General features: G+C 67.1%; 22 protein-coding genes. 17 read left to right on the top strand and 5 right to left on the bottom strand.

Features of this window, described 5'->3' with window-relative positions; all coding sequences use genetic code 11:
* Window positions 1-50 precede the first annotated feature (50 nt).
* From OU994_RS28875 to corA, 4 genes are all read left to right on the top strand, one after another.
* Complete coding sequence (locus OU994_RS28875; protein WP_281608696.1) at window positions 51-932, top strand: TonB family protein; 882 nt, start codon at window positions 51-53, stop codon at window positions 930-932.
* A gap of 1 nt (window position 933) precedes the next feature.
* Window positions 934-1,842 (top strand): shikimate dehydrogenase, encoded by a 909-nt coding sequence (aroE, locus tag OU994_RS28870; protein WP_281608695.1) that lies wholly within the window; start codon window positions 934-936, stop codon window positions 1,840-1,842.
* Window positions 1,843-1,935: 93 nt separating this feature from the next.
* Window positions 1,936-2,649 carry a monofunctional biosynthetic peptidoglycan transglycosylase gene (mtgA, locus tag OU994_RS28865; RefSeq protein ID WP_281608694.1) on the top strand — a complete coding sequence of 238 codons (714 nt, stop codon included), beginning with the start codon at window positions 1,936-1,938 and terminating at the stop codon, window positions 2,647-2,649.
* A gap of 171 nt (window positions 2,650-2,820) precedes the next feature.
* Entirely contained in the window at window positions 2,821-3,786 is a 966-nt protein-coding gene (corA, locus tag OU994_RS28860) for a magnesium/cobalt transporter CorA (protein WP_131143941.1), read from the top strand.
* A 165-nt stretch (window positions 3,787-3,951) separates the two neighbouring features.
* On the opposite strand, the gene OU994_RS28855 is transcribed toward corA, so the two are convergent.
* From OU994_RS28855 to OU994_RS28845, 3 genes are all read right to left on the bottom strand, one after another.
* Window positions 3,952-4,413, bottom strand: a complete 462-nt coding sequence (locus tag OU994_RS28855) for a hypothetical protein (RefSeq protein ID WP_281608693.1) — start codon at window positions 4,411-4,413, stop codon at window positions 3,952-3,954.
* A 306-nt stretch (window positions 4,414-4,719) separates the two neighbouring features.
* A complete protein-coding gene (gene hemL / locus OU994_RS28850; RefSeq protein ID WP_281608692.1) occupies window positions 4,720-6,006 on the bottom strand; it encodes a glutamate-1-semialdehyde 2,1-aminomutase in 1,287 nt (428 codons plus the stop codon).
* Window positions 6,003-6,851, bottom strand: coding sequence for a hydroxymethylpyrimidine/phosphomethylpyrimidine kinase (locus OU994_RS28845; RefSeq protein ID WP_373922501.1), 849 nt, complete (start codon window positions 6,849-6,851; stop codon window positions 6,003-6,005). The genes hemL and OU994_RS28845 overlap by 4 nt, the downstream gene beginning before the upstream one ends.
* A 143-nt stretch (window positions 6,852-6,994) precedes the next feature.
* On the opposite strand from OU994_RS28845, the gene OU994_RS28840 reads away from it, so the two are divergent.
* The 8 genes from OU994_RS28840 (at window position 6,995) to OU994_RS28810 (ending at window position 17,402) form a co-directional block, all read left to right on the top strand.
* Window positions 6,995-7,147 carry a rubredoxin gene (locus tag OU994_RS28840; RefSeq protein ID WP_281611746.1) on the top strand — a complete coding sequence of 51 codons (153 nt, stop codon included), beginning with the start codon at window positions 6,995-6,997 and terminating at the stop codon, window positions 7,145-7,147.
* Between the two features lie 244 nt (window positions 7,148-7,391).
* Window positions 7,392-7,790, top strand: a complete 399-nt coding sequence (locus OU994_RS28835; RefSeq protein WP_131143945.1) for a PleD family two-component system response regulator — start codon at window positions 7,392-7,394, stop codon at window positions 7,788-7,790.
* An 11-nt stretch (window positions 7,791-7,801) separates the two neighbouring features.
* Window positions 7,802-8,167, top strand: a complete 366-nt coding sequence (locus tag OU994_RS28830; RefSeq protein ID WP_131143946.1) for a response regulator transcription factor — start codon at window positions 7,802-7,804, stop codon at window positions 8,165-8,167.
* A complete protein-coding gene (locus OU994_RS28825) occupies window positions 8,167-8,766 on the top strand; it encodes a chemotaxis protein CheW (RefSeq protein ID WP_281608690.1) in 600 nt (199 codons plus the stop codon). Before OU994_RS28830 ends, OU994_RS28825 begins: the two co-directional genes overlap by 1 nt.
* Before the next feature lie 20 nt (window positions 8,767-8,786).
* On the top strand, window positions 8,787-11,090 hold the full coding sequence (locus OU994_RS28820) for a methyl-accepting chemotaxis protein (protein ID WP_281608689.1): 2,304 nt from the start codon (window positions 8,787-8,789) through the stop codon (window positions 11,088-11,090).
* Window positions 11,091-11,105: 15 nt separating this feature from the next.
* Window positions 11,106-15,974, top strand: a complete 4,869-nt coding sequence (locus OU994_RS28815; RefSeq protein ID WP_373922500.1) for an Hpt domain-containing protein — start codon at window positions 11,106-11,108, stop codon at window positions 15,972-15,974.
* 3 nt (window positions 15,975-15,977) lie between these two features.
* Window positions 15,978-16,763 carry a response regulator gene (locus tag OU994_RS31805; protein WP_373922499.1) on the top strand — a complete coding sequence of 262 codons (786 nt, stop codon included), beginning with the start codon at window positions 15,978-15,980 and terminating at the stop codon, window positions 16,761-16,763.
* Window positions 16,764-16,973: 210 nt separating this feature from the next.
* The gene (locus OU994_RS28810) at window positions 16,974-17,402 is read left to right on the top strand and encodes a hypothetical protein (RefSeq protein ID WP_131143949.1); all 429 of its coding nucleotides are present in this window, start codon (window positions 16,974-16,976) and stop codon (window positions 17,400-17,402) included.
* 68 nt (window positions 17,403-17,470) lie between these two features.
* Here OU994_RS28810 and OU994_RS28805 read toward each other — a convergent pair whose 3' ends face one another.
* The gene (locus tag OU994_RS28805; protein ID WP_131143950.1) at window positions 17,471-17,674 is read right to left on the bottom strand and encodes a hypothetical protein; all 204 of its coding nucleotides are present in this window, start codon (window positions 17,672-17,674) and stop codon (window positions 17,471-17,473) included.
* 171 nt (window positions 17,675-17,845) lie between these two features.
* Window positions 17,846-19,282 carry a deoxyribodipyrimidine photo-lyase gene (locus OU994_RS28800; RefSeq protein ID WP_281608688.1) on the bottom strand — a complete coding sequence of 479 codons (1,437 nt, stop codon included), beginning with the start codon at window positions 19,280-19,282 and terminating at the stop codon, window positions 17,846-17,848.
* Window positions 19,283-19,462: 180 nt separating this feature from the next.
* Between OU994_RS28800 and OU994_RS28795 the strand changes: the two genes are divergently transcribed.
* Genes OU994_RS28795 through OU994_RS28775 form a run of 5 tightly spaced genes read left to right on the top strand, consistent with a single transcriptional unit; the run spans window position 19,463 to window position 23,339 of the window.
* Window positions 19,463-20,128: a YqgE/AlgH family protein gene (locus OU994_RS28795; RefSeq protein WP_131143952.1), complete on the top strand. Its 666-nt coding sequence runs from the start codon at window positions 19,463-19,465 to the stop codon at window positions 20,126-20,128.
* Window positions 20,121-20,540, top strand: a complete 420-nt coding sequence (gene ruvX / locus OU994_RS28790) for a Holliday junction resolvase RuvX (protein ID WP_281608687.1) — start codon at window positions 20,121-20,123, stop codon at window positions 20,538-20,540. Before OU994_RS28795 ends, ruvX begins: the two co-directional genes overlap by 8 nt.
* 1 nt (window position 20,541) lies before the next feature.
* Window positions 20,542-21,063 carry a bifunctional pyr operon transcriptional regulator/uracil phosphoribosyltransferase PyrR gene (gene pyrR, locus OU994_RS28785; protein ID WP_131143954.1) on the top strand — a complete coding sequence of 174 codons (522 nt, stop codon included), beginning with the start codon at window positions 20,542-20,544 and terminating at the stop codon, window positions 21,061-21,063.
* Between the two features lie 9 nt (window positions 21,064-21,072).
* Window positions 21,073-22,038 (top strand): aspartate carbamoyltransferase catalytic subunit, encoded by a 966-nt coding sequence (locus OU994_RS28780; protein ID WP_131143955.1) that lies wholly within the window; start codon window positions 21,073-21,075, stop codon window positions 22,036-22,038.
* Between the two features lie 8 nt (window positions 22,039-22,046).
* Complete coding sequence (locus tag OU994_RS28775) at window positions 22,047-23,339, top strand: dihydroorotase (protein ID WP_131143956.1); 1,293 nt, start codon at window positions 22,047-22,049, stop codon at window positions 23,337-23,339.

Raw genomic sequence — 23,339 nt, 5'->3', positions numbered from 1 at the left:
GTTTCAGCGGGTAGAATGATGCATTTCGCCGACGCTTTTTCCTTCTCTGCGTGAAGTATTTACAAGAAAACCGGTTCCTCGCGATCGCCCTGGCCGTCTCGGTGCTCGCCCATGCGGCGCTGCTGGCGGTGCGTTTCGTGGCGCCGCAGGAATTCAAGCTGGCGCCCACCGATCCGACGCTGGAAGTCATCCTCGTCAATGCCAAGCACGCCAACCGGCCGCTGAAGGCCGAGGCGCTGGCGCAGGCCAACCTGGATGGCGGCGGCATGGCCGACCAGGGCCGCTCGAAGTCGCCGCTGCCGGACATGCGCCGGGTGGCCGATGGCGACAGCATCGAAGCCTCGCGCCGCCGCATCGAGCAGCTGGAAGAAGTGCAGAAGAAGCTGCTGACGCAGGTGAAGACCACGCCGTACCGCGCCGCGCCCGTCACCGAGAACAGCAAGCCCGATCCCACGCCCACCGGTGCCGAGCTGATCGAAAGCAGCAGGGCGATCGCCCGCATGGCGGCCGAGATCGCGCAAACCATCGAAGACCAGAACAAGCGCCCGCGCCGCACCTACATCACGCCCAGCACCCAGCAGGTGGGCTATGCGATGTACTACAAGACCTTCCAGCGCAAGGTGGAAGAGGTGGGCACGCTGAACTTCCCGCAGGTGAACGGCCGCAAGCTGTATGGCGAGCTGGTGCTGTCGATCCCGATCTTCCAGGATGGCACGCTGTATACCAAGGAGGGCGGCATCACGGTGCAGACCAGTTCCGGCAATCCGGCGCTGGACCAGGCGGCGATCGCCATCGTGCGCCGCGCCGCGCCGTTCGGCAAGTTCCCGCCCAACATGCTGTCGAACGACCGCGACGACCTGTGGGTCATCATCACCCGGTTCAAATTCACCCGCGAACAAAAACTCGAAGCCCAACTCGGTGGAGCAAAATAAAATGGACAATGACAGCGTGGACAATAGCAGCGTGGACAATAACAGTGTGGACGGCACGGCCCTGGACCGCATCGGCGGCGACTCCGGCATCAACTCCGGCGTCGACAAATACTGCGTGTTCGGCAATCCGATCGCCCACAGCAAATCGCCCGTCATCCACGCCGCGTTCGCCGCGGCCACGGGCCAGCGGCTGACGTATGAAAAACGCCTGGCGCCGCTGGATGGTTTTGCCGAGGCGGTCCATGCCTTCATCGCCGAAGGCGGCAAGGGCGCCAACGTGACGGTGCCGTTCAAGCTCGAGGCGTGCCGGCTGGCCAGCGCGCTGACGGTGCGCGCGCAGGCCGCGGGCGCCGTCAACACGCTGCTGTTCGATGAACACGGCATCACCGGCGACAACACCGACGGCGCCGGCCTGGTGGCCGACATCACCGTCAACGCGGGCGTGCCGATCACCGGCAAGCGCGTGCTGCTGCTGGGCGCGGGCGGTGCCGCGCGCGGTGCCGTGCTGCCGATCCTGGAGCATCGCCCGGCCGCGCTGGTGATCGCCAACCGCACCGTGGCCACCGCCGAGGCGCTGGTCCAGCAATTCGCGCCGCTGGGCGGCGCGGGCGTGGTGGCCGCCTGCGGCTTTGCCGACATCGCCGGCAGCTTCGACATCGTCATCAACGCCACGTCGGCCAGCCTGCAGGCCGACCTGCCGCCGGTGGCGCCATCGGTATTCCACCAGGGCTCGCTGGCATTGGATATGATGTACGGGCAGGAACCGACCGTCTTCATGCGCTTCGCCGCCAGCCATGGCGCGACCGTGCGCGATGGCCTGGGCATGCTGGTGGAGCAGGCCGCCGAAGCCTTCCTGGGCTGGCGCGGCGTGCGGCCGGACACCGCGGAGCTGCTGGCACGCCTGCGTTGACACGGTGGCATGTGTCGATCGGACATCTGATGCCGGCGATGCTTCCTGCGCTGGTGAAGCTTCCTGCGTCGTGTTGAACAATAAGAAATGCACATGAAAAAAGCGCGCAAGCCCCTGGGCCGCTGGGCATTCGTCAAGTGGCTGTTCATCGTTCCCGTCGTCCTGTTCATCGCCGTGCAGCTGTATTTCGCCGCGCAGATCTGGTGGTGGCGCGACCACGAGCCGGGCATGACGGCATTCATGCGCCAGCAGCTGTCGGCCATGCAGGAAAAGAATCCGGATGCGAAGATCGTCCAGAAATGGGTGCCGTACGAGCGCATCTCGAACAACCTGAAGCGGGCCGTCATCGCTTCCGAGGATGCCAATTTCTCAGACCACGACGGCGTCGACTGGGAGGCGCTGGAAAAGGCCTACGAGCGTAATGAAAAACGCAAGAAGGTCACGCACGGCGGCTCCACGATCACGCAGCAGCTGGCCAAGAACCTGTTCCTGTCCGGCTCGCGCAGCTACCTGCGCAAGGGCCAGGAACTGATCATCGCGTACATGCTGGAAACCATGATGGACAAGCGGCGGATCTTCGAGATCTACCTGAACGTGGTGGAGTTCGGCCGCGGCGTGTATGGCGCGGAGGCGGCGGCACGCCACTATTACAAGGTGCCCGCGGCGAAACTCGGTGCGGCGCAGGCGGCGCGGCTGGCGGTGATGCTGCCCAATCCCCGCTATTACGATGCGCACCGCGATACGCGCTACCTGAACCGGCGCACCCAGATCATCCTGCGGCGCATGAATTCGGCCGAGCTGCCGTAGCGCTTCCCCAGCCCCGCGCCGCGATCGGTGCCCGATACACCGCAATTATCGGTTCCATGGGTAAAAAGTGGTCCTCCGGTCTGGTCCCGGCCGGGGCTTTGCCTGTACACTTGCGCTGTTTTAATTTTGCGTCCTGCAAGTGTCCAGAATCCCAGTCGGCTGAGAGTGCCTATGATCAATGTCTTCGTTCTACAAAATGGCCGGCTGAACCAGGTTCCCATCGAAACGCGCGAAGACCTTGAACAAGTGGCACCGGTATGGGTCGACCTGACCGACCCGGACGATGACGAGCGTGCCTGGGTCAAGGCCATCTACGGCGTGACCTTGCCGGGCGAAGACGAAGTCAAGGATATCGAAGCGTCGGCCCGCTACTACGAAGCGGAAAACGGCGACCTGCACCTGCGCACCGACTTCCTGCTGGAAGAAGACGATGGCCCGTCGCGCATCGTCACCGTCGCCTTCATCCTGGCGCGCAAGATGCTGTTCTCCGTGCACACCGACGACTTGCCGGTGTTCCGCCTGGTGCGCATGCGCGCCCGCTCGCGCCCCGGCTCGATCGTCGACTACATGGACGTGCTGCTCGACCTGTACGCCACCGACGCCGAATATTCCGCCGACGCGCTGGAAGGCATCTACAAGAACCTGGAAGAAGTATCGTTCCGCGTGCTGCAGGAAGAATTCACCGACAAGGACGCGGCCGACGCGCTGTCCGCCATCGCCCACGAGGAAGACTTGAATGGCCGGATCCGCCGCAACATGATGGATACGCGGCGCGCCGTCAGCTTCCTGATGCGCGGGCGCCTGCTCAATTCCGAGCAGTTCGAGGAAGCCCGGCAGATCCTGCGCGACATCGAATCGCTCGACGGCCACACCTCGTTCCTGTTCGACAAGATCAACTTCCTGATGGACGCCACGGTCGGCTTCATCAACATCAACCAGAACAAGATCATCAAGATCTTCTCGGTGGCCAGCGTGGCCTTCCTGCCGCCGACCCTGATCGCCAGCGTGTATGGCATGAACTTCGACTTCATGCCGGAACTGAAATGGACGCTGGGCTATCCCTGGGCCTGGGGCCTGATGATCACCAGCGCGATTGCGCCGTTCCTGTATTTCCGGCACCGGGGCTGGCTGAAATAGGACGGTGACACGGTGAAAAAGCGGCCTCGGCCGTAACGCCGTTAAGTCAAGCGTCATCCAGCACATTGGAAGCGCATGCATTTACCCCAACAGCGAAGGGCTGGGGTCAGACCCGCCGGGTCTGACCCCAGAATTTGCACTTGGGGTGGACTTAACCGAACGGCATCAGGCCGCGGCCGCTTTTTTATCGGGCTGGCATTCCCCTGCCACGTCCTTGCTGACTTGCAGGTTCATGAAGATATTGGCGGCCAATGCCACGATCGAGATCGCCGCGGTGATTTCGGCAATCACCAGCATCGCCACGACACTCGCGTCGCCCGTCGACAGCACATAGGCCAGCGAGCCCATCATGACAGGCAACGCCAGGTTCAGCAGCCAGAAGTGGACGCGCGCCAGCAGCGTGGTGCCGGCTTGCGGGAACAGCGTGTAGATAATCCCGGACAGCGCCAGCGTGGTCCAGCCCAGCAGGTTGACGTGTGCATGCACGGGGCGCAGCGTGAAGTCGCGGCTGGCGCCCATGGCAATGCCCAGCGCCACGCCGATGAGCAGGTACAGCACGGCGAGCTTGATCCAGACGATACCGGCGCGAGCGGCCTGTTCCTGCCGGCTGGTGGCTTGTGTTTGCATGACGTCTCCTGTGATCTCGAATGCAACGGATTCTAAAGATCGGATGTCATCGAAATGTCGGAAGATTGTCGGTTTTAAAAGTCTTCAGGATCGAGTGCCGCGCAGATCCCAAGGATATTTCCAGGAACCGGGGTCAGACCCCGGTTTCAGGAAACATTTCCCGGGATTGGGGTCAGACCCCGGTTTCAGGAAACATTTCCCGGGATCGGGGGCAGACCCTGGCTGCTGGAAATGTTGTGCCGCATGGGATTGCACCAAGTAAAAAAGGACGGTTACCCGTCCTTTTTCCATGGCCGAGACCGGCGCTTATTTCAGCCGCGCGAACACCCGCCGGGCCGCTTCGATGGTGTCGTCGATGACCGCGTCATCGTGGGCGGCGGAGACGAAGCCGGCTTCGAATGCGGCAGGGGCGAAATACACGCCTTCATCGAGCATCGCGTGGAAGAACTCGTTGAATTTCGCGCGGTCGCCGGCCATCATCTCGGCGTAGTTGCGCGGCGGCTCGGCGCTGAAGTACAGGCCGAACATGCCGCCCTGGTAATCGGCGCAGAAGGTCACGCCTTCCTGGAACGCGGCGTCGGTCAAGCCTTCGGCCAGGCGTTTCGCGGTGGCCGTCAGGCGCTCGTAGAAACCGGCTTCCTGGATCAGCTTCAGGGTCGTCATGCCGGCGGCGACGGCGATCGGGTTGCCGGACAGCGTGCCGGCCTGGTAGACGGCGCCGACCGGCGACATCTTGCTCATCAACTCGGCGCTGCCGCCGAACGCGGCCACCGGCAAGCCGCCGCCGATCACCTTGCCCAGCGCGGTCAGGTCCGGGGTGATGCCGTACAGGCCCTGGGCGCCGGCCAGGCCGACGCGGAAGCCGCACATCACTTCATCGAAGATCAGCAGCGCGCCATGTTCGGTGCACAGGTCGCGCAGCGCCTGCAGGAACTCGGGCGATGCCTTGATCAGGTTCATGTTGCCGGCCACCGGTTCGACGATCACGCAGGCGATCTCGTCGCCATATTCGGCGAACGCTTCCTCGATGCCGGGCACGTCGTTATAGTCCAGCACCAGCGTGTGCTTGACGAAATCTTCCGGCACGCCGGCGGAGGTGGGATTGCCGAACGTGAGCAGGCCGCTGCCGGCCTTCACCAGCAGCGAATCGGCATGGCCGTGGTAGCAGCCTTCGAACTTGACGATCTTGTCGCGGCCGGTGGCGCCGCGCGCCAGGCGCAGCGCGCTCATCGTCGCTTCGGTGCCGGACGAGACCAGGCGCACCTGCTCGATCGACGGCACCAGGCGGGCGATTTCTTCCGCCATTTCCACTTCACCCTGGGTCGGCGCGCCGAACGACAGGCCGCGCGTGGCCGCTTCCTGCACGGCCTTGACCACCTGCGGGTGGGCGTGACCGACGATGGCTGGGCCCCAGGAACCGATGTAGTCGATGTAGCGCTTGCCGTCGGCATCCCAGAAATACGGGCCTTCGGCACGGGTGATGAAGCGCGGGGTGCCGCCTACGGAGCGGAAGGCGCGCACCGGCGAATTGACGCCGCCCGGCGTGGTCTTCTGCGCGCGTTCGAACAGCACATCGTTTTGCGAGATCGTCATTGCGTATCCTTTATCGTTTGCGTCACCGCGTGGAAGCGGTTCGGCACCAGCCGGCCCATGCCGTAGCGCTGGGCGTGGCGCAGGGCGCCGAAAGTGTATTGCTGGGCAAGGTCGACGGCCTGCGGCAGCGCCAGGCCTTGCGCCATGTAGGCGGCGATGGCGCCCGACAGCACGCAGCCAGCGCCGACGAACGGGCCGGGCAGGTGCTGCCAGCGATCGTGGCGGATCACGCCGCCATCGCCATACAGCGTGTTGGCGCGCAGGCCCGATTCGGCGCGCGACGTGCCGGCCGGGGTCCCCGTCACCAGCACGTATTCGCAGCCCAGGTCGATCAGGTGCTGGGCATCGTCGCCCATGGTTTCGCCATTGGACAGGTCGCGCCACGTTTCGGCCATGCGCCCCAGTTCCACCTGCGACAGCATCAGCAGCGTGGCCTGCGGCACCAGCAGCTGGCGCAGCACCGTCAGCAGTTCCTCCGGGTCGGTCTGTTCGGACAGGGGTGGCAATTGCGAGCCGAACGGGTCGAGGATCAGCGGCGCATCCGGATAATCGGACACTACTTCGGCGATCGATGAAATGTGTTCCATCTGGTCGACGGCGCCGATCTTGAACGCCGCCACCTGCACGTCTTCCAGCACGACGCGGGCCTGGTCGGATACCCAGTCCGGTTCCACATGCTGCTGGTCTTCCACGCGGGCGCTGTCGCCGATGAGTAATGCGGTGGTGACCGACAGGCCCTGGCATCCCAGCGCGGCGAACACGCCGATATCGGAATGCACGCCCACTGCGCCGATCGGATCGGCCACGCCGAATGTCAGGATGAGGGGTGATGTTTGGTTTTGCACGGCCAGTAGATTAAGATACCCGATTCGGCATTTTACTTGATTGAGGGTGGCAGAACGTGAGCAGCATTAATGTGGAAAATAAGGTAGAAAACAAGCTGGAAAATAACGCCCGGCAAAATAGTGCAGGAGAGTTCAAGAGCTGGATGTGCCTGATCTGCGGCTGGATCTACGATGAAGAAGCCGGCCTGCCGGAAGAGGGCATTGCGCCGGGTACCCGCTGGGAAGATGTGCCGATGAACTGGACGTGTCCGGAGTGCGGGGCTAGAAAAGACGACTTCGAAATGGTCATGATCTGATGGGACCTCGACAAGCCTATTGCGCAACGCCAGCCGCTGGTCTCCGGTACTCGCTGTACCTGAGTACAGCTCCGTTCCTCAACCAGGTCTGACGTCGCTCATTACGGTTTCTCGAGGCCCCGAGGCGCCCGTAGGAAAAGCAGATTGCAACCGGTAGCAGTGAACATTGGTTGCTGTAAAGATTTACCGTCCGCCCCCGCATTTTTCGCTGTGCTATCGTAGTGGAAATGGGTGGACACAATATATGACGACAACGCCGCAAGCGACCGGTTTGACCATCATGGTGATCGATGACAGCAGCACGATCCGCCGGTCCGCCGAGATCTTCCTGAGCGGGGCGGGCTACCAGGTGGTGCTGGCCGAGGATGGCTTCGATGCGCTGGCCAAGATCATCGACCACCAGCCGGCCCTGATCTTCTGCGACATCCTGATGCCCCGGCTGGACGGTTACCAGACCTGCGCGCTGATCAAGAAGAGCGCGAAGTTCCATGCCACGCCCGTGCTGATGCTGTCGTCCAGGGATGGCCTGTTCGACCGGGCGCGCGGCGCGATGGTCGGCTCGGCCGCCTACCTCACCAAACCCTTCAGCAAGGACAGCCTGCTGGCCGCGGTGCGCGAGCATGCCGGTCCCGGGCGTCCATGAGAAAGCAAGCCATGGCCATCCACAAGATCCTCATCGTCGACGATTCCCCGACCGAGCGCTACTACCTGTCCGATATCCTGGCCCGCAATGGCTACGCGGTCACCACCGCCGAGAGCGGCGAAGAGGCGCTGGCGCGCATCCGCGCCGACCGGCCGGAACTGATCCTGATGGACGTGGTGATGCCGGGCGCGAACGGCTTCCAGGTCACGCGCTCGATCGCCCGCGACCCTGAACTGCAGCATGTGCCGGTGATCATCTGCTCGTCGAAGAACCAGGAAACCGACCGCATCTGGGGCTTGCGCCAGGGCGCCAAGGATTATCTCGTCAAGCCGGTCAGCGCCGCCGAACTGCTGGCCAAGATCGCAGCGCTGGGCTGATGGAGGACGCGGTTTCGGATACCGGCGAACGCCGCAGCCGGCTGCGCCAGTACCAGGTCCAGCTGCTGGAGCGGATGCAGGCGGCGCAGGGCACGGGCACGGCGGCCGCGCGCGAGCTGGGCGTGCTGGTCGGCGCGCGCCACTGCCTGCTGGACCTGACACAGATGGGCGAGATCGTGCCCAGCCACTCCATCACGCCGGTGCCGCTGACGCAGCCGTGGTACCTGGGCCTGGCCAATGTGCGCGGCAACCTCCTCGGCGTGGTCGACCTGGCGGCCTACCTGGGCGATGGCCCCGGCACGCATGCCGACCATGGCACGCATGCCGCCGGCCCGGATACCCGCCTGCTGACCTTCGCCGCCAGCCTCGGCCTGCCGTGCGCGCTGCTGGCCAACCGCGTGCTGGGCCTGCGCCGGCTGGCCGACATGCGGGCCGACGGCAGCGACGCGGCGGCACCCGGCTGGTGTGCCGAGCGGTACGTCGACGGCGATGGCCAGCCATGGACCCGGCTGGACCTGGCCGGACTGGCGCGCGAGCCGCGTTTTTTACAGGTGAGCCTGCATGCAAGCCCGCAGGCGGGGCTGCCCGCGGGCCGCTAGCCCCGATGAGAAAGGATACGATGCGATTCAGGTTTTCACGGCCCCGCCGGCAGGAGCCGCCCGCCGATTCCCCGCCTGACTCCCGGTTCGCCGACGGCGACTCGCAGTTCGCGGATGGCGCAGCGACCGACCGGCCGCTGCGCCTGCGCGATGCGCTGCGCCGCGGCGGCACTTCCAGCGCGGCGGAGCTGCCGGCACCGGCGCGGCTGCCGCTGATCGGCCACCTGCCGCCGCAGCGCCAGCTCAGTTTCCTCGTCACCACGCTGGCCGTCGTGCTGGCGCTTTCCGCCGCCCTGGTGGCGCTGAATGCACGGCACAGCGCGGCCGGCGCCGCCGCCACGCAAGTAGCCGGCGATGCGCTGATGCACTCGCAACGGATCGGCAAGGCCGCGCCGAATGCCTTGCAGGGCCACGAAGAGGCGTTCCGCCAGCTGGGCGACAGCCGGCGCGAGCTGGACAGCGACCTGGCGCTGCTGGGCAGTGGCGGCAGCTACCGGGGCCGCAGTGTGGCCGCCGCCCCTGGCAACCTGGAGGCAGCGATCGCCGATGCGCGCGCCAAGTGGGCCGCCACGGCGAAGGCGGCCGATACCATCCTGCGCCACCGGGAAGACCTGGCCGGTGTCGAAAAATCGCTGCGCGCATTGAACGTGCTGGCGCCGCAGCTGCTGGCGCAGGCCGATGAAATCGCCGCGCTGCGCCTGCAGCGGGGAGCTGGCGCGCGCGAGATCGCCGCCCTGGGCCGGCTGACGATGCTGACCCAGCGGATGAGCCTTGGCACGGCCGAATTCACCGCGGCGGGCGGCATCCGTTCGGAAACGGCATTCCAGCTGGGACGCGACATCACCGCCTTCCGCGCCATCGTCGATGCCCTGCTGAATGGCGCAAATAGTGGATCGGATGGCGGCGGCGCCGTGGCCGGCATTGCCGCCGTGCGCGAGCCGGACGTGCGCGAACGCCTCGCCGCGCTGCGGGCCGGCTTCGAGCAATACCAGGCCGGGGCGGGCGCGATCCTGGGCCGGCTCGACAGGCTGCTGGCCGCGCGCACTGCCGAGCGGCTGATTTTCAGCCAGAACGAGAGCCTGCGCGAAAGCCTGGCGCGCCTGCTGGACGGCTATCGCGCCGCGCAGGAGTCGTTGAACTGGACCTTCTGGCTGATGGTGGCGGGCGGCATGCTGACGCTGCTGACGGGGGCCGCGATCGGCCGCGTGCTGCTGCAGGATTCGTACAACCGCACGCGCGGCGCCGAGCGCCGCCGCCAGCAGGCCGAGGAGCAGCGGCTGCAGGCGCAGCGGCAGGAGGAGGAAGCCAGGGCGGCCAATACGCAAAACCAGGCCGCGATCCTGCGCCTGATGAACGAGCTGCAGGAGGTGGCCGATGGCGACCTGACCGTGCAGGCCACCGTTTCCGAGGACATCACGGGCGCGATCGCCGACTCCGTCAACTACACGGTCGAGGAATTGCGCGGCCTGGTGGGCCGCGTGACGGCGACGGCCGAGCAGGTCACGGCGGCGTCGAGCCAGGCGCAGGATATTTCCACCGCGCTGCTGTCCGCGTCGCAGCAGCAGGCCCGCGAGATCCGCGATACCAGCGCGACGGTGTTGCGCATGGCGGCCGAGATCACGGACGTGTCGAAGTCCGCGGCCGAGTCGGCGGACGTGGCGCGCCGCTCGGTGGCCGCGGCGCGGCAGGGCGCCGCCGCGGTGCAGGATGCGATCGCCGGCATGAACGGCATCCGCGAGCAGATCCAGGAAACCAGCAAGCGCATCAAGCGGCTGGGCGAATCGTCGCAGCAGATCGGCGAGATCACGGAACTGATTTCCGACATTACCGGGCAGACCAACGTGCTGGCGCTGAACGCGGCGATCCAGGCCGCTTCCGCCGGCGAGGCCGGGCGCGGCTTTTCCGTGGTGGCCGAGGAAGTGCAGCGGCTGGCGGAACGGTCGGCCGACAGTGCCAAGCAGATCGGCGCGCTGGTGCGCACCATCCAGGCCGACACGCACGATGCGGTGGCGGCGATGGAACGCTCCACCCATGGCGTGGTGGAAGGCGCGCGGCTGTCCGACGCGGCCGGCGCCGCGCTGGACGACATCGAGCGCGTGTCGCGGCAACTGGCCGAGCTGATCGAGGGCATGTCGCACGCCACCGGCACGCAGGCCGCATCGGCCAGCGGCGTGGCAGAGCACATCGGCCATATCCTGCAAGCCACGGAACAGGCGCAAGCCGGCACGCAGCAGACGGCGCAATCGGTGCGCCAGCTGTCCGCGCTGGCCCAGCAGCTGAAGGATTCCGTGTCGCGTTTCCGCATCGGCAACCCAACAACCTGAACAAGCAGCGAGACCATGAGCCAGACCGATTTCCCGACCAACTCCTTCGATCCCGGCCCGCTGTCGTGGGTGATGGGCGAGATCCGCGAGGCGCTGGGCCGCTCGCGCACGGCGCTGTTCGAGGCCGGCGGCCTGGAGCCGGAAGACCAGGCCACCGCGCTGCGGCTGGCCAAGTCGCACCTGCACCAGGCGCACGGCGCGCTGCAGATGGTGGACGTGGAGGGCGTGGCGGCGATCACCCGGCTGGCCGAGGAAGCGCTGGACCGCTTCAAGGATGGCAGCGTGAAGTGCAGCGCCGACCATGTGCAGGCGATCGGCCGGCTGTATGGCGCGCTCGTCGAGTACCTGGAGGAATTGCTGGACGGCGGGCCGCTGCAGCCGGTGCGCCTGTTCCCGTATTACGCGGCGGTGCAGGAAATGCTGGGCGCGCCCCGCATCCACCCGGCCGACCTGTTCTTCCCCGACCTGGCGCGCGAACCCGCGCTGCCGGCGGCGGATGGCGGAGATGACGCGGGCGGGCCCGTGGACTACGCCGCGTTGCGGCAACGGTTCGAGCGCGCCCTGCTGCCGTACCTGAAGTCCGGCGATCCGGCGCAGGCGCAGCCCCTGGCCGAGGTGATCGCCGAGGTGGCCGCGGCCCAGGCCGGCCGCGGCCGCGTTTTCTGGCTGGCGTTGCAGGCGTTCGCGGAACTGGTGGTGGCCGGCCACGTGCCCGGCGGCGTGTACGGCGTGTACATCAAGCAGCTGTTCGGCGCGGCCAACCTGCAAATGCGCCGGCTGGCGCAAGGGGCGCCGGAAACCCCCGACACGGTATTGCGCGACGCGCTGTTCTTCCTCGCCGCGGCGGAACCGGAGCACCTGGCGCCGCTGGGGCGCGCGCTGCGCACCGGCTTCGCGCTCGACGGCTTGGTGCCGCCCGATTACGCGACCGAGCGTTATTGCCGGATCGATCCGGAAGCGCTGGCCCGCGCGCGCGAAGGCCTGGAAGGTGCCCGCGCCGCCTGGCAGCGGCTGGAAGCGGGCGACACTGCCGCCCAGGCCGAGTTCAGCCAGGCGGTGGCGCTGGTGGCGGCCGCCGGCGACAAGCTGGGCGTGACGCCGCTGGCCAACCTGATGCGGCAGCTGGCCGCGGTGGCCGATGTCGGGCGCAACGAAGCGCTGGGCCTGGAAATGGCCACGGCGCTGCTGTTCGCCAGCCACGGCCTGGACCAGGTCCGCCACCTGCCGGACGATTTCGCGGCCAGCGCGGCCACCATCGGTACGCGGCTGGCGGCGCTGGCGGCGGGGCAGCAACCGCCGGAGCCGGCGCAGTGGCAGCAGGGCCTGGCGCAGCGCCTGCGGCAGGATGACACGGTGGTGGCGCTGGCGCAGCAGATGAAGGTGGCGCTGCACGACGTGGAGCGCGAGCTGGATGAATTCGCCGCCGACCCGGCGGCCCGGCCGCAACTGGCCGCGCTGGACGGCGTGCTGCACCAGCTGGAGGGCGCCCTGGCCATTACCGACCAGCCGGATGCGCAGGCCGCCGTGGCGCAGGTGCGCGGGCAGGTCGCCGGACTTGCCGCCGGCCCGGGCGCCGGCGAGGCGGCCCAGCTCGATCGCATCGCGCACAACGTCGGTGCGCTCGGCTTCTTCGTCGACATGCTGGCGCAGAACGCCACCGGGGCGCGCGAGCGTTTTGCGTTCGATGCCGCGCAGGGCACGTTCCGCGCGGTGCCGCTGCGCAAGATCGCCGGACCCGAATCGATCCCCGTGCTCGACGAGGAAGTGCCGGCACCGGCCGAGCCGGCGCCATCGGCCACGCTTGCCGCGGTTTCGGGCGCGAGCGACGCGGCCATCGAGGAAGAACTGCTGGAGATCTTCATCGGCGAGGCGCAGGAAGTGCTGGCCCATATGGGCGGCGTGCTGGCCGGGCCGGATGCCGGAACGCCGGAAAGCCTGGTATCGCTGCGCCGCTCGTTCCACACGCTCAAGGGCAGCGGCCGCATGGTGGGACTGAACCAGTTCGCCGACGCGGCGGGCGCGCTGGAGAAAGTGCTGAACGTGCGGGTGGCCGATGGCCGCGCCGCCGATGCGGCGCTGGCCGGCCTGCTGGCATGGACGGCGGCCGAACTCAATGCCTGGGTCGCCGAGCTGGTGGCCCGGGGAATTTCGCCGCGCAGTGCCGCACCGCTGGTGGCGGCGGCCATGCAGGTACTGGACGGTCAGCCGTTCATGTCGCCGGATCGCGCGGCCGGACGCGCCGAACCCACCGTCGAGCCGCCGCCGGCGGAGCCGTACGTGACCGATGAAAATGCCGCCGGCGACACGGCGGCCGATGACCATGTGGTCGATGACCATCCGGTTAGTGACCATGTGATCAGCGACACCGCGGCCAGCGATGATGCCGTCATTGATACTGCTATCAGCGACGATGCGGTCAGCGACGACGTGGCCAGCGACGACGTGGCCAGTGAAATCGCGGTTGGCGAGCGTGCGGCCGGGCCGGCGACCGAAGCTGAGCCGGCAACGGCAGCGGGGGCGGCCGCGCCCGACAATGCAGCCGAGGCAGCCGCGCCGGCCGACCAGGGCATGCGCTTCGTTGGCCGGCTGGCCGTACCGGCGGCGCTGTTCGACATCTACGTGGCCGAAGCCACCGCGCTGGCGGCGGCGCTGGCGCGCGACTTCGGCACGTGGCGCCGCCAGGGCGAGCTGGATCCGGACGCGCTGCACCTGGCCCACACGCTGGCCGGCACGTCGGGCACGGTGGGCTTCAAGGCGCTGCGCGAACTGGCCGTGGCGCTGGAGACCACGCTGCAGGCCGCGCCCGCGGTGCTGCACGATCCGGCCCACCACGACCTGTTCGACCTGGTCATCGGCCGCGTGCGCGGCATGCTGGACAGCTTCGCCGGCGGCACCATGCCGCCCGACCAGCCGGAACTGATCGCCGCGCTGGAGCGCCTGCGCGACGAACTGGCCCGTGCCCATGCCGCCGCGCCGGACGTGGCGGCACGGCTGGACGGCATGCTGGCGGCACCGGCGCCGGTGGACGAACTGGTGGCCCGGCTCGACCTGCTGTTCACCGACACCTACCACGCGCTGCTTGCCGACCCGCCGCCGGTGCCGGAGCGCGGCGCGCCGCTGCCGCTGCGGCCGCAACTGGCCACGCAGGATGACTCGATCGACGACCTGTTCGATGCCGCGTTCGACGACGCCTTCGCCGAGCCGCCGCTCACGCAGGCGGCGGTACCGCAGCAGGTACCGGTCGCGCCGCCCGAACCCTCCGTGGAAACAGCGGCGGAAGCCGCGGTGCCCGAGGTGGAAGACGTGGAAGCGGTGGAGGCCATGGAGCCGGTGGAAACACTGGAAGCCGTCGAACCGGCCGAACCACTGGAAGCCGTGGAACCGGCGGAAGCAGCCGGGCAGGCCGCGGAGCCAGTGGAACAGGATGCCGCCGAGCCCGACGTGCAGGTGCTGGCGCTGCTCGAAGCGCGGCCGGACATCCCGGCCGTGGCCGACGAACTCGATCCGGACCTGCTGCCCGTGTTCCTCGAGGAAGGCGCAGACCTGCTGCCCCAGGTCGGCGCCGCGCTGCGCGCCTGGCAGCATGCGCCGGCCGATACCGCCCACCCGGCCACGCTGCAGCGCGTGCTGCACACCCTCAAGGGCAGCGCGCGGATGGCGGGCGCGATGCGCCTCGGGCAGCATGCGCACGAGATGGAAACCCATGTCGAAGGCATGAGCAATCCGGCGCCGGCGGCGTTCGACGACTTGCTGGCCCATTACGACCACGCGCTGCTGCTGTTCGAGCAGTTGCAGCATCCGCCTGAAACGGCCGGCGCCGCGGCGGCGGACGTGCCGGTCGCGGCGCCGGCCGAGACTTCCGCAAGCGCGGCCCAGGCGCCGCTGGTGCGCGTGCGCGCCGATATCCTCGACCGCCTCGTCAACCAGGCCGGCGAGGTGGCGATCACCCGCTCGCGCCTTGAAAACGAAATGGGTGCGCTGCGCACCGCGCTGGGCGACTTCGAGGACAACCTGGGCAAGCTGCGGCAGCAATTGCGCGAAGTGGAAATGCAGGCCGAATCGCACATCGCGTCGCGCCTGTCGGTGTCGAGCGAACGCGAATTCGACCCGCTCGAATTCGACCGTTATACGCGCCTGCAGGAATTGACGCGGATGATGGCCGAGAGCGTCGACGACGTGGCCTCGTTCCATGCCGGACTGCTGCAGTCGGTAAACGGCGCCACCGACGACCTGGCGCAGCAGGCGCGCATGACGCGCGAACTGCAGCGCGACCTCCTGCGCGTGCGGATGGTGCCGTTCGCCAGTATCGCCGAGCGGCTGTACCGGGTGGCGCGGCAGGGCGCCAAGGAACTGGACAAGCGCGTCAACCTCGATATCCGCGGCGGTGCCGTGGAGATGGACCGCAGCGTGCTAGAACGGATGGCCGGGCCGTTCGAACACCTGCTGCGCAACGCGATCGTGCACGGTATCGAAACGCGCGAAGCGCGCAGTGCCGCCGGCAAGGCGGAAACGGGCGAGGTGGTGGTGCAGGCCAGCCAGCAGGGCAACGAGATCGTGCTGGCGTTTTCCGACGATGGCGCCGGCCTCGACCTCGAACGCATCCGGGCCAGGGCGCGCGAACGCGGCTTGCTGGGCGATGGGGAAACTGCCGACGCCGCGGTGGCCAGCCTGATTTTCGAGCCGGGCTTTTCCACCGCGGACGCGCTGACCGAACTGGCCGGCCGCGGCGTGGGCATGGACGTGGTGCGTTCCGAAGCACAGGCCCTGGGCGGCCGCATCGACACCCACACCGAGCCAGGCAAGGGCACCCGTTTCACGATCCACCTGCCGCTGACCCTGGGCGTGACGCACAGCGTGCGGGTCGCGGGCGGCGGCTGCACGTAGGCCGTGCCGGCGGCGCTGGTGGAGCAGGTGCTGCAGGTGAAGGCCGCGGCACTGGACGAAGCCGCCGGCCGCGTCGACGTGGCCGGCCAGCCGCTGGCGCTGCACTACCTGCCGGCGCTGCTGGGCGATGCGCGCGCACAGCCGCTGGCCCAGCGCACGGTGCCCGTACTGGCGCTGCATGCCGGCACCGACCGCCTGGCTCTGCGGGTCGACGAAGTGCTCGGCAACCGCGAAGTGGTGGTCAAGAACACCGGGCCGCAACTGGCGCACGTTCCCGGCATTGCCGGCGCCACCGTGCTGGGCTCGGGCGAGATCGTGCTGATCCTCAATCCCGTCGTGCTGGCCCAGCACCTGGCCCAGCACCCCGGCTTGCAGGCGCCGATCCCGGCCGTGCACGCGGCGGCCGGCACCATCATGGTGGTCGACGATTCGCTGACCGTGCGCAAGGTGACCCAGCGGCTGCTGGAGCGCGAAGGCTATACCGTGCTGCTGGCCAAGGATGGCGTCGACGCGCTCGAGCAGATCGCCGCGCACCGGCCGGACCTGATGCTGGTCGACATCGAAATGCCGCGCATGGATGGCTTCGACCTGACGCGCCACGTGCGCGCCGATCCGGCCACGCATGAGATCCCGATCATCATGATCACCTCGCGCAGTGCCGACAAGCACCGCAACCTGGCCCTGCAGCTGGGCGTCAACGCGTATTTCGGCAAGCCGTACCAGCAGACCGTACTGCTGGGCGCGATCGCCGGCCTGTTGCCGGCGCGGGGAGAGTCGGGCGAGCGGTGAGTAAGCAGGTGGCAGGGACTGCGTGAAATTTTGCTTGTGACGTGCTACGCTATTCGGAGCGTTTGCATCCATGCCAGGAAGGAGCAGCGCCACACAGCTGATCCGGACGCTCCGCCGGGCCGGATCGCGTGTTTCGACAACGTATCGAGGGTATTCAGGGGACCTGGTGATATTGCCGAGCAGCCGCAAGCGAAAGGAAGCCATCCGGTCATGGATGACGCATATAAAAACTGCCGCCGCAAGAATTATGTCCATGCCGCCTATGTCGAAGCCGCCATCCACATCAACAAGGTGCTCGGCTCCGATCGCGCGTACTGGATACTGATCCGTGAAAACGTGCCGGGATCCGTCATCGACAGGATCTTGAAGGGCAAGGAAGGGCGGTTGCGCCGGAAGGATCGCCGCTACGCGACCCGCCGCGCGTCCATCCATGGCGCCGAGCAGGACCCGTTGGCGGCGGACCAGCGCGGGGACCTGCTCACCTCGCAGCGGATCGAGGTCGCACTGGTGTTCAAGACCATGCTCGGGACGGACGCCGCCGCTGAGTACCTGCGCAATGCCGGCATTCCGATCTGGATCACGGCCCGTGTGCTGGGCTCCGCGAAAAGAAGGCCTTCGCCGGCCCTCGTGGTCGAGTAATTGAAAGAAGGAGTGATCGCGTGATCGTCCCGCCAGCTCGGCGGTGCTGTTGCGCGCCGGCGCGGTCGTCAGAATATCTGGTCCGAACCGTGGCTGTCCCGCCAGTGCATGATCCGGCGTTCCGAAGGACTGCCTTTCAAGACCCGTTCGATGACGTCACGCGGGACATCGCCCGAGGATAACAGCGCCTCCGCGTAGGAGAGGTGGAAGACTTCCCTCAGGATGATCGCAGCGTCGACCAGCGCCGCGAGTCCGGCATCACGGCGTAGCATGGGGTGCTCCGGTCATGTGTGCCTCGGTCATGGTGTGCTCCGGTGAAACCGTGCATCAAGACCGACGGTCATCCTCTTACAACGGCGGCAGCCGCTCACCGGTTGACGTGTATCGGTATATATCCACGGGCCCGGCAGGCCGCTTCCGGTTCACCGTGCCCTGCCGGCCGGTCAGCCGCGCGCCTTCACTACCTCGTAGCGTTCCAGGGTGCGCTGCCGCGCCTCGGCATGGTCGACGATCGGTGCCGGATAGCCATCCACGCCGCCATGCAGCCACGGCGCATGGATCGCCTTGGCGGACAGCCTGGCGAGCCGGGGCACGAACTGGCGGATGAAGTCGCCCTGCTGGTCGAAGCGCTCGGACTGCGTGACGGGATTGAAGATGCGGAAGAACGGCTGGGCATCGCAGCCGCTCGAGGCCGCCCACTGCCAGCCGCCGTTATTGGACGCCAGTTCGTAGTCGTTCAGTTTCAGGGCGAAATAGGCTTCGCCGCGCCGCCAGTCGATGCCCAGGTCCTTGCACAGGAAGCTGGCCGTCACCATCCGCAGCCGGTTGTGCATGAAACCGGTGGTATTGAGCTGTGCCATCGCCGCGTCGACCAGCGGGTAGCCGGTGCGGCCTGCGCACCAGGCGGCGAACAGTTCCTCGGCTGCCGGGCCGGTTTCCCAGTCGACCTTGTCGTACACCGGCTTGAACGAGGCGTGCACCACATGCGGGTGGTGGTACAGGATCATCTGGTAGAAGTCGCGCCACACCAGTTCGGACAGCCACGTGGCGCCGCCTTCGCCGGCCTGTCCGCGCGCCGACAGTTGCAGTACCGTGCGCACCAGGTGGCGGATCGACACCGTGCCGAAGCGCAGGTGCAGCGACAGGCGCGACGTGCCGTCGCGCGCCGGATAGTCGCGCCCGGTGCCGTAGTCGGCCAGGCTCGGCAGGAAGGCGTCGAACAGCGCGGCACCGCCGCTCATGCCGGGGGTGATGCCGGCCGCAGCCAGGTTGGCGCCATCGAAGCCGATCTCTTGCAGCGATGGCAACTGCGAGCGGCCGGGCGCCAGCGCCGCCGCGTGCGGATCGACCGGCCAGGGCGCCAGCGCGTCGGGCTGCGCTTCCAGGCGTTTTTTCCAGGCGTTCTTGTAGGGCGTAAACACGCCGAGCGGCTTGCCGGCCTGCGACAGCACTTCGCTCCTGGCGAAGATCACGTGATCCTTGAACAGTTTCAACGCGCGCCCAGCCACCGCCAGCGTTTCGGCCACCGCTTCGTCGCGGGCGATGGCGGCCGGATCGTAATCCTCGTTGGCGTACACGGCGGCCACGCCGAGCTCGGCGGCCAGTGCCGGGATCTCGGCGCGGGCATCGCCATGGCGCACCAGCAGGTGCCCGCCAAGCGCTTCCAGCTCGGCCGCGAGTTCGCCCAGCGATGCATGAATGAACGCCACGCGGCGGTCATCGCGTGGCAAGCCCTCCAGGATCGGGCTGTCGAAAATGAAGGCACAGTAGACGGGGGTACCCGCCAGCAGGGCGTGGTGCAGGGCGGCGTGATCGAAGCTGCGGAGGTCGCGCCGGAACCACACGAGGGCGCCGGGTGCGGTGGAATTGCTTTGTGGCATGTTTTAGCTCAAGAGTGCGTTGCAAATTATTGCTTACCATCAGTTTACAGAGCGCCACCCTGGTTTGGATGGCCGATCCGGCAATTCATAGTAAACTGTCGATGTGGCGGCGAGTTTCCGCTCGTCATTAAAGAATTCAGCAACATTACCGAAACCACGGTCCAGCAAAGAGAGCAGCTTATGAAGAAGAGCAAAGTGAGCAAACCGCTACCTGTGCCCGGGCTGTTACAGGAAAGCGGGTCCCCGCTGCACGAGATGGAAACGAAGGACACTTCCGCGACGCCCGCGCTGAACCTGGCGAACCATTTCCTGATCGCGATGCCGTCGATGCAGGATCCCGTGTTCGGCGGCACCGTCGTGTACGTCTGCGAGCACAACGAGAACGGCGTGCTCGGCGTGGTCATCAACAAGCCGACCGACATGACGATGGACGTGCTGTTCGAGCGCATCGACCTGGAAGTGACGGGCGGCGGCGGCAACATGACGAGCAAGCCGATCATGTTCGGCGGCCCCGTGCAGGACGATCGCGGCTTCGTGCTGCATACCCCGGGGGCACGCTATTCATCGTCGCTGACGGTCACGGACGAGGTGGCGTTCACCACGTCGATCGACGTGCTGGAAGCCGTTGCCAAGGGGGCCGGCCCGCAGCGCATGCTGGTGTCGATCGGCTACTCGGGCTGGAGCCCGGGCCAGCTGGAAGACGAAATCAGCCGCAACGGCTGGCTGACCGTGAACGCCGATCCCGCCGTGCTGTTCGAAGTGCCGATCGAGGAACGCTACGTGGCCGCCATGAAACTGCTGGGCATCGATCCGTTGATGCTCACGTCCGAAGCGGGTCATGCATAAGGTGGAAGATGCACCCGTAACAGTGCCGCAAACCGTGTTTGGCTTCGACTTCGGCATCAAGCGTATCGGCGTGGCGATGGGTAATACCATGATCGGCCAGGCCAGCCCGCTGGCCGTTATCAAGTCCATCGACAATCAATCCCGCTTCGCGGAAATCAAGACCCTGATCGACAAGTGGGGCCCGACCCGATTGATCGTCGGGCTGCCGCTGCATCCGGACGGCGCCGAGCACGAGATGACGGCGCGCTGCCGCCGCTTCGCCAACCAGTTGCATGGCCGCTTCGACATCCCCGTCGAGCTCGTTGACGAACGCTACTCTTCCGCGGTGCTGTCGCAGAAGCGCGGCGAGGTCATCGACGACCGCGCCGCCGCCGTCATCCTGCAACAGTATTTCGACCAACATCCCTATTAATATGTCCATTACTGACCCCACCGCCCTGGATGCCGAGGCGCTGTACGCCGCGCTGCTGGACCAGGTGAAGACCGGCCTCGCCGGTGCGCACGAGCCGGCCATCGTCGGCATCCATTCCGGCGGCGCCTGGATCGCCGAGCGCCTCGCCCGCGATCTCGGCATGAGCGAACGCTGCGGCGTGCTCGACGTTTCCTTCTACCGCGACGATTACGCGAAGAAGGGCCTGCCGGCCGAAGTGAAGCCGACCAGCATCGGTTTCGAGGTGGCCGGCGCCACCATCCTGCTGGTCGACGACGTGCTGTACACGGGCCGCACCACGCGCGCCGCCATCAACGAACTGTTCGACTATGGCCGCCCGGCGCGCATCCTGCTGGCGGCGCTGGTGGACCGGGGCGGGCGCCAGTTGCCGGTGGCCGCCGATTTCGTGGCGGCGCATACCCGCGTCGAACCGGGCCAGGCGCTGCGCCTGAAGCAGGCGGACGACGGGCGCTTCCATCTGACCATCGAACAAGACAATGCGTGACAACAAAAAATGCTCAATCCGCAACTGAACAAACACGGTGAACTGCAGCACCTGCTGTCCACCGAAGGCCTGCCGAAGGCCATCATCAACCAGATCCTCGATACCGCCAGTTCCTTCGTCAGCGTGTCCGACCGCGAAGTGAAGAAAGTGCCGCTGTTGCGCGGCAAGAGCGTGTTCAACCTGTTCTTCGAGAATTCCACGCGCACCCGCACCACGTTCGAGATCGCCTCGAAACGCCTGTCGGCGGACGTGATCAACCTGAACATCTCCGCATCGTCGGCCAGCAAGGGCGAATCGCTGCTCGATACCATCGACAACCTGGCCGCGATGCATGCCGACATGTTCGTGGTGCGCCATTCGCAGTCCGGCGCGCCGTACCTGATCGCCAAGCACCTGCAGGACACGAAGCAGAACCACGTGCACGTGGTGAACGCGGGCGACGGCCGCCACGCGCATCCCACGCAGGGCCTGCTGGACATGTACACCATCCGGCACTACAAGAAGGACTTCACCAACCTGCGCGTGGCGATCGTCGGCGATATCCTGCACAGCCGCGTGGCCCGTTCGGACATCCACGCGCTGACCACGCTGGGCGTGCCGGAGATCCGCGCGATCGGCCCGCACACGCTGCTGCCGGGCGGCCTGGAACAGCTGGGCGTGCGCACCTTCACCAACATGGACGAAGGCCTGAAGGACGTCGACGTGATCATCATGCTGCGCCTGCAGAATGAACGGATGAGCGGCGCGCTGCTGCCGTCGGCGCAGGAATACTTCAAGAGCTACGGCCTGACGCCGGAGCGCCTGGCCCTGGCCGCGCCCGAGGCGATCGTGATGCACCCGGGCCCGATGAACCGCGGCGTGGAAATCGACTCGGCGGTGGCGGATGGCCCGCAGGCGGTGATCCTGCCGCAGGTCACGTTCGGGATCGCGGTGCGGATGGCCGTGATGAGCATTGTCGCAGGGACTCAAGGATAAGCATCAGGATGAGCAATCTTCATATCAAGAACGGCCGCGTGATCGACCCGGCCAACGGCGTCGACGCGGTGCAGGACCTGTACATCGTCGATGGCAAGGTAGCCGCGCTGGGTGCGGCGCCGGCAGGCTTCACGGCGGCGCGCACGCTCGATGCGAGCGGCCTGGTGGTGGCGCCCGGCCTGGTCGACCTGGCGGCGCGCCTGCGCGAACCGGGCTACGAATACAAGGCCACGCTGGAATCGGAAATGCAGGCCGCCCTGCAGGGCGGGGTAACGAGCCTGGTGTGCCCGCCCGATACCGACCCCGTGCTCGATGAGCCGGGCCTGGTGGAAATGCTGAAGCACCGCGCGCGCGGCCGCAACGGCGCCCACGTGCATCCGCTCGGTGCGCTGACGATGGGCCTGAAAGGCGAGGCGCTGACGGAAATGGCCGAACTGACCGAAGCTGGCTGCATCGGCTTCGCGCAGGCCGAAATGCCGGTCACGGATACCAATGTGCTGCTGCGCGCGCTGCAATACGCGAAGACGTTCGGCTATACGGTATGGCTGCGCCCGCAGGATGCCTACATCGGCAAGGGCGGCGTGGCGCACAGCGGGCCGCTGGCTTCGCGCATGGGCCTGTCCGGCGTGCCGGTAATGGCGGAAACCATCGCGCTGCACACGATCTTCGAATTGGTGCGCTCCACCGGCGCCAGGGTGCACCTGTGCCGCCTGTCGTCCGCCGCCGGCCTCGAACTGGTGCGCGCGGCCAAGGCCGAAGGCTTGCCGGTCACCTGCGACGTGGGCGCACACCACGTGCACCTGACCGATGCCGACATCAACTTCTTCGACCCGAACGCGCGCCTGACGCCGCCGCTGCGCTCGCAGCGCGACCGCGATGCGATCCGCGCGGCGCTCGCCGATGGCACCATCGACGCGATCTGCTCGGACCACACGCCGGTCGACGACGATGAAAAGCTGCTGCCGTTCGCCGAGGCGTCGCCGGGCGCCACCGGCCTGGAACTGCTGCTGTCGCTGGCCCTGAAGTGGAGCGAAACGCTGGGCGGCAACAACCACCTGTTCAAGGCCTTGCAGCGGGTCACATCCGACCCGGCGCGCGTGGCGGGGCTGGATGCGGGCCACCTGCGCGTGGGCGCCGCGGCCGACGTGGTGCTGTTCGATCCGGCCGAACGCTGGCTGGTCGAAGGCGCCGCGCTGGCCAGCCAGGGCAAGCACACGCCGTTCCTCGGCTATGAAATGCCGGGCCAGGTGAAGGCCACGATCGTGGCCGGCCAGGTCGCCTACGAACGGAAAGCCGCCTGA

It is taken from the genome of Pseudoduganella sp. SL102, assembly GCF_027856995.1.
Lineage (GTDB): Bacteria > Pseudomonadota > Gammaproteobacteria > Burkholderiales > Burkholderiaceae_D > Rugamonas > Rugamonas albidiflava.
This window is presented reverse-complemented; position numbering and strand designations above follow the sequence as displayed.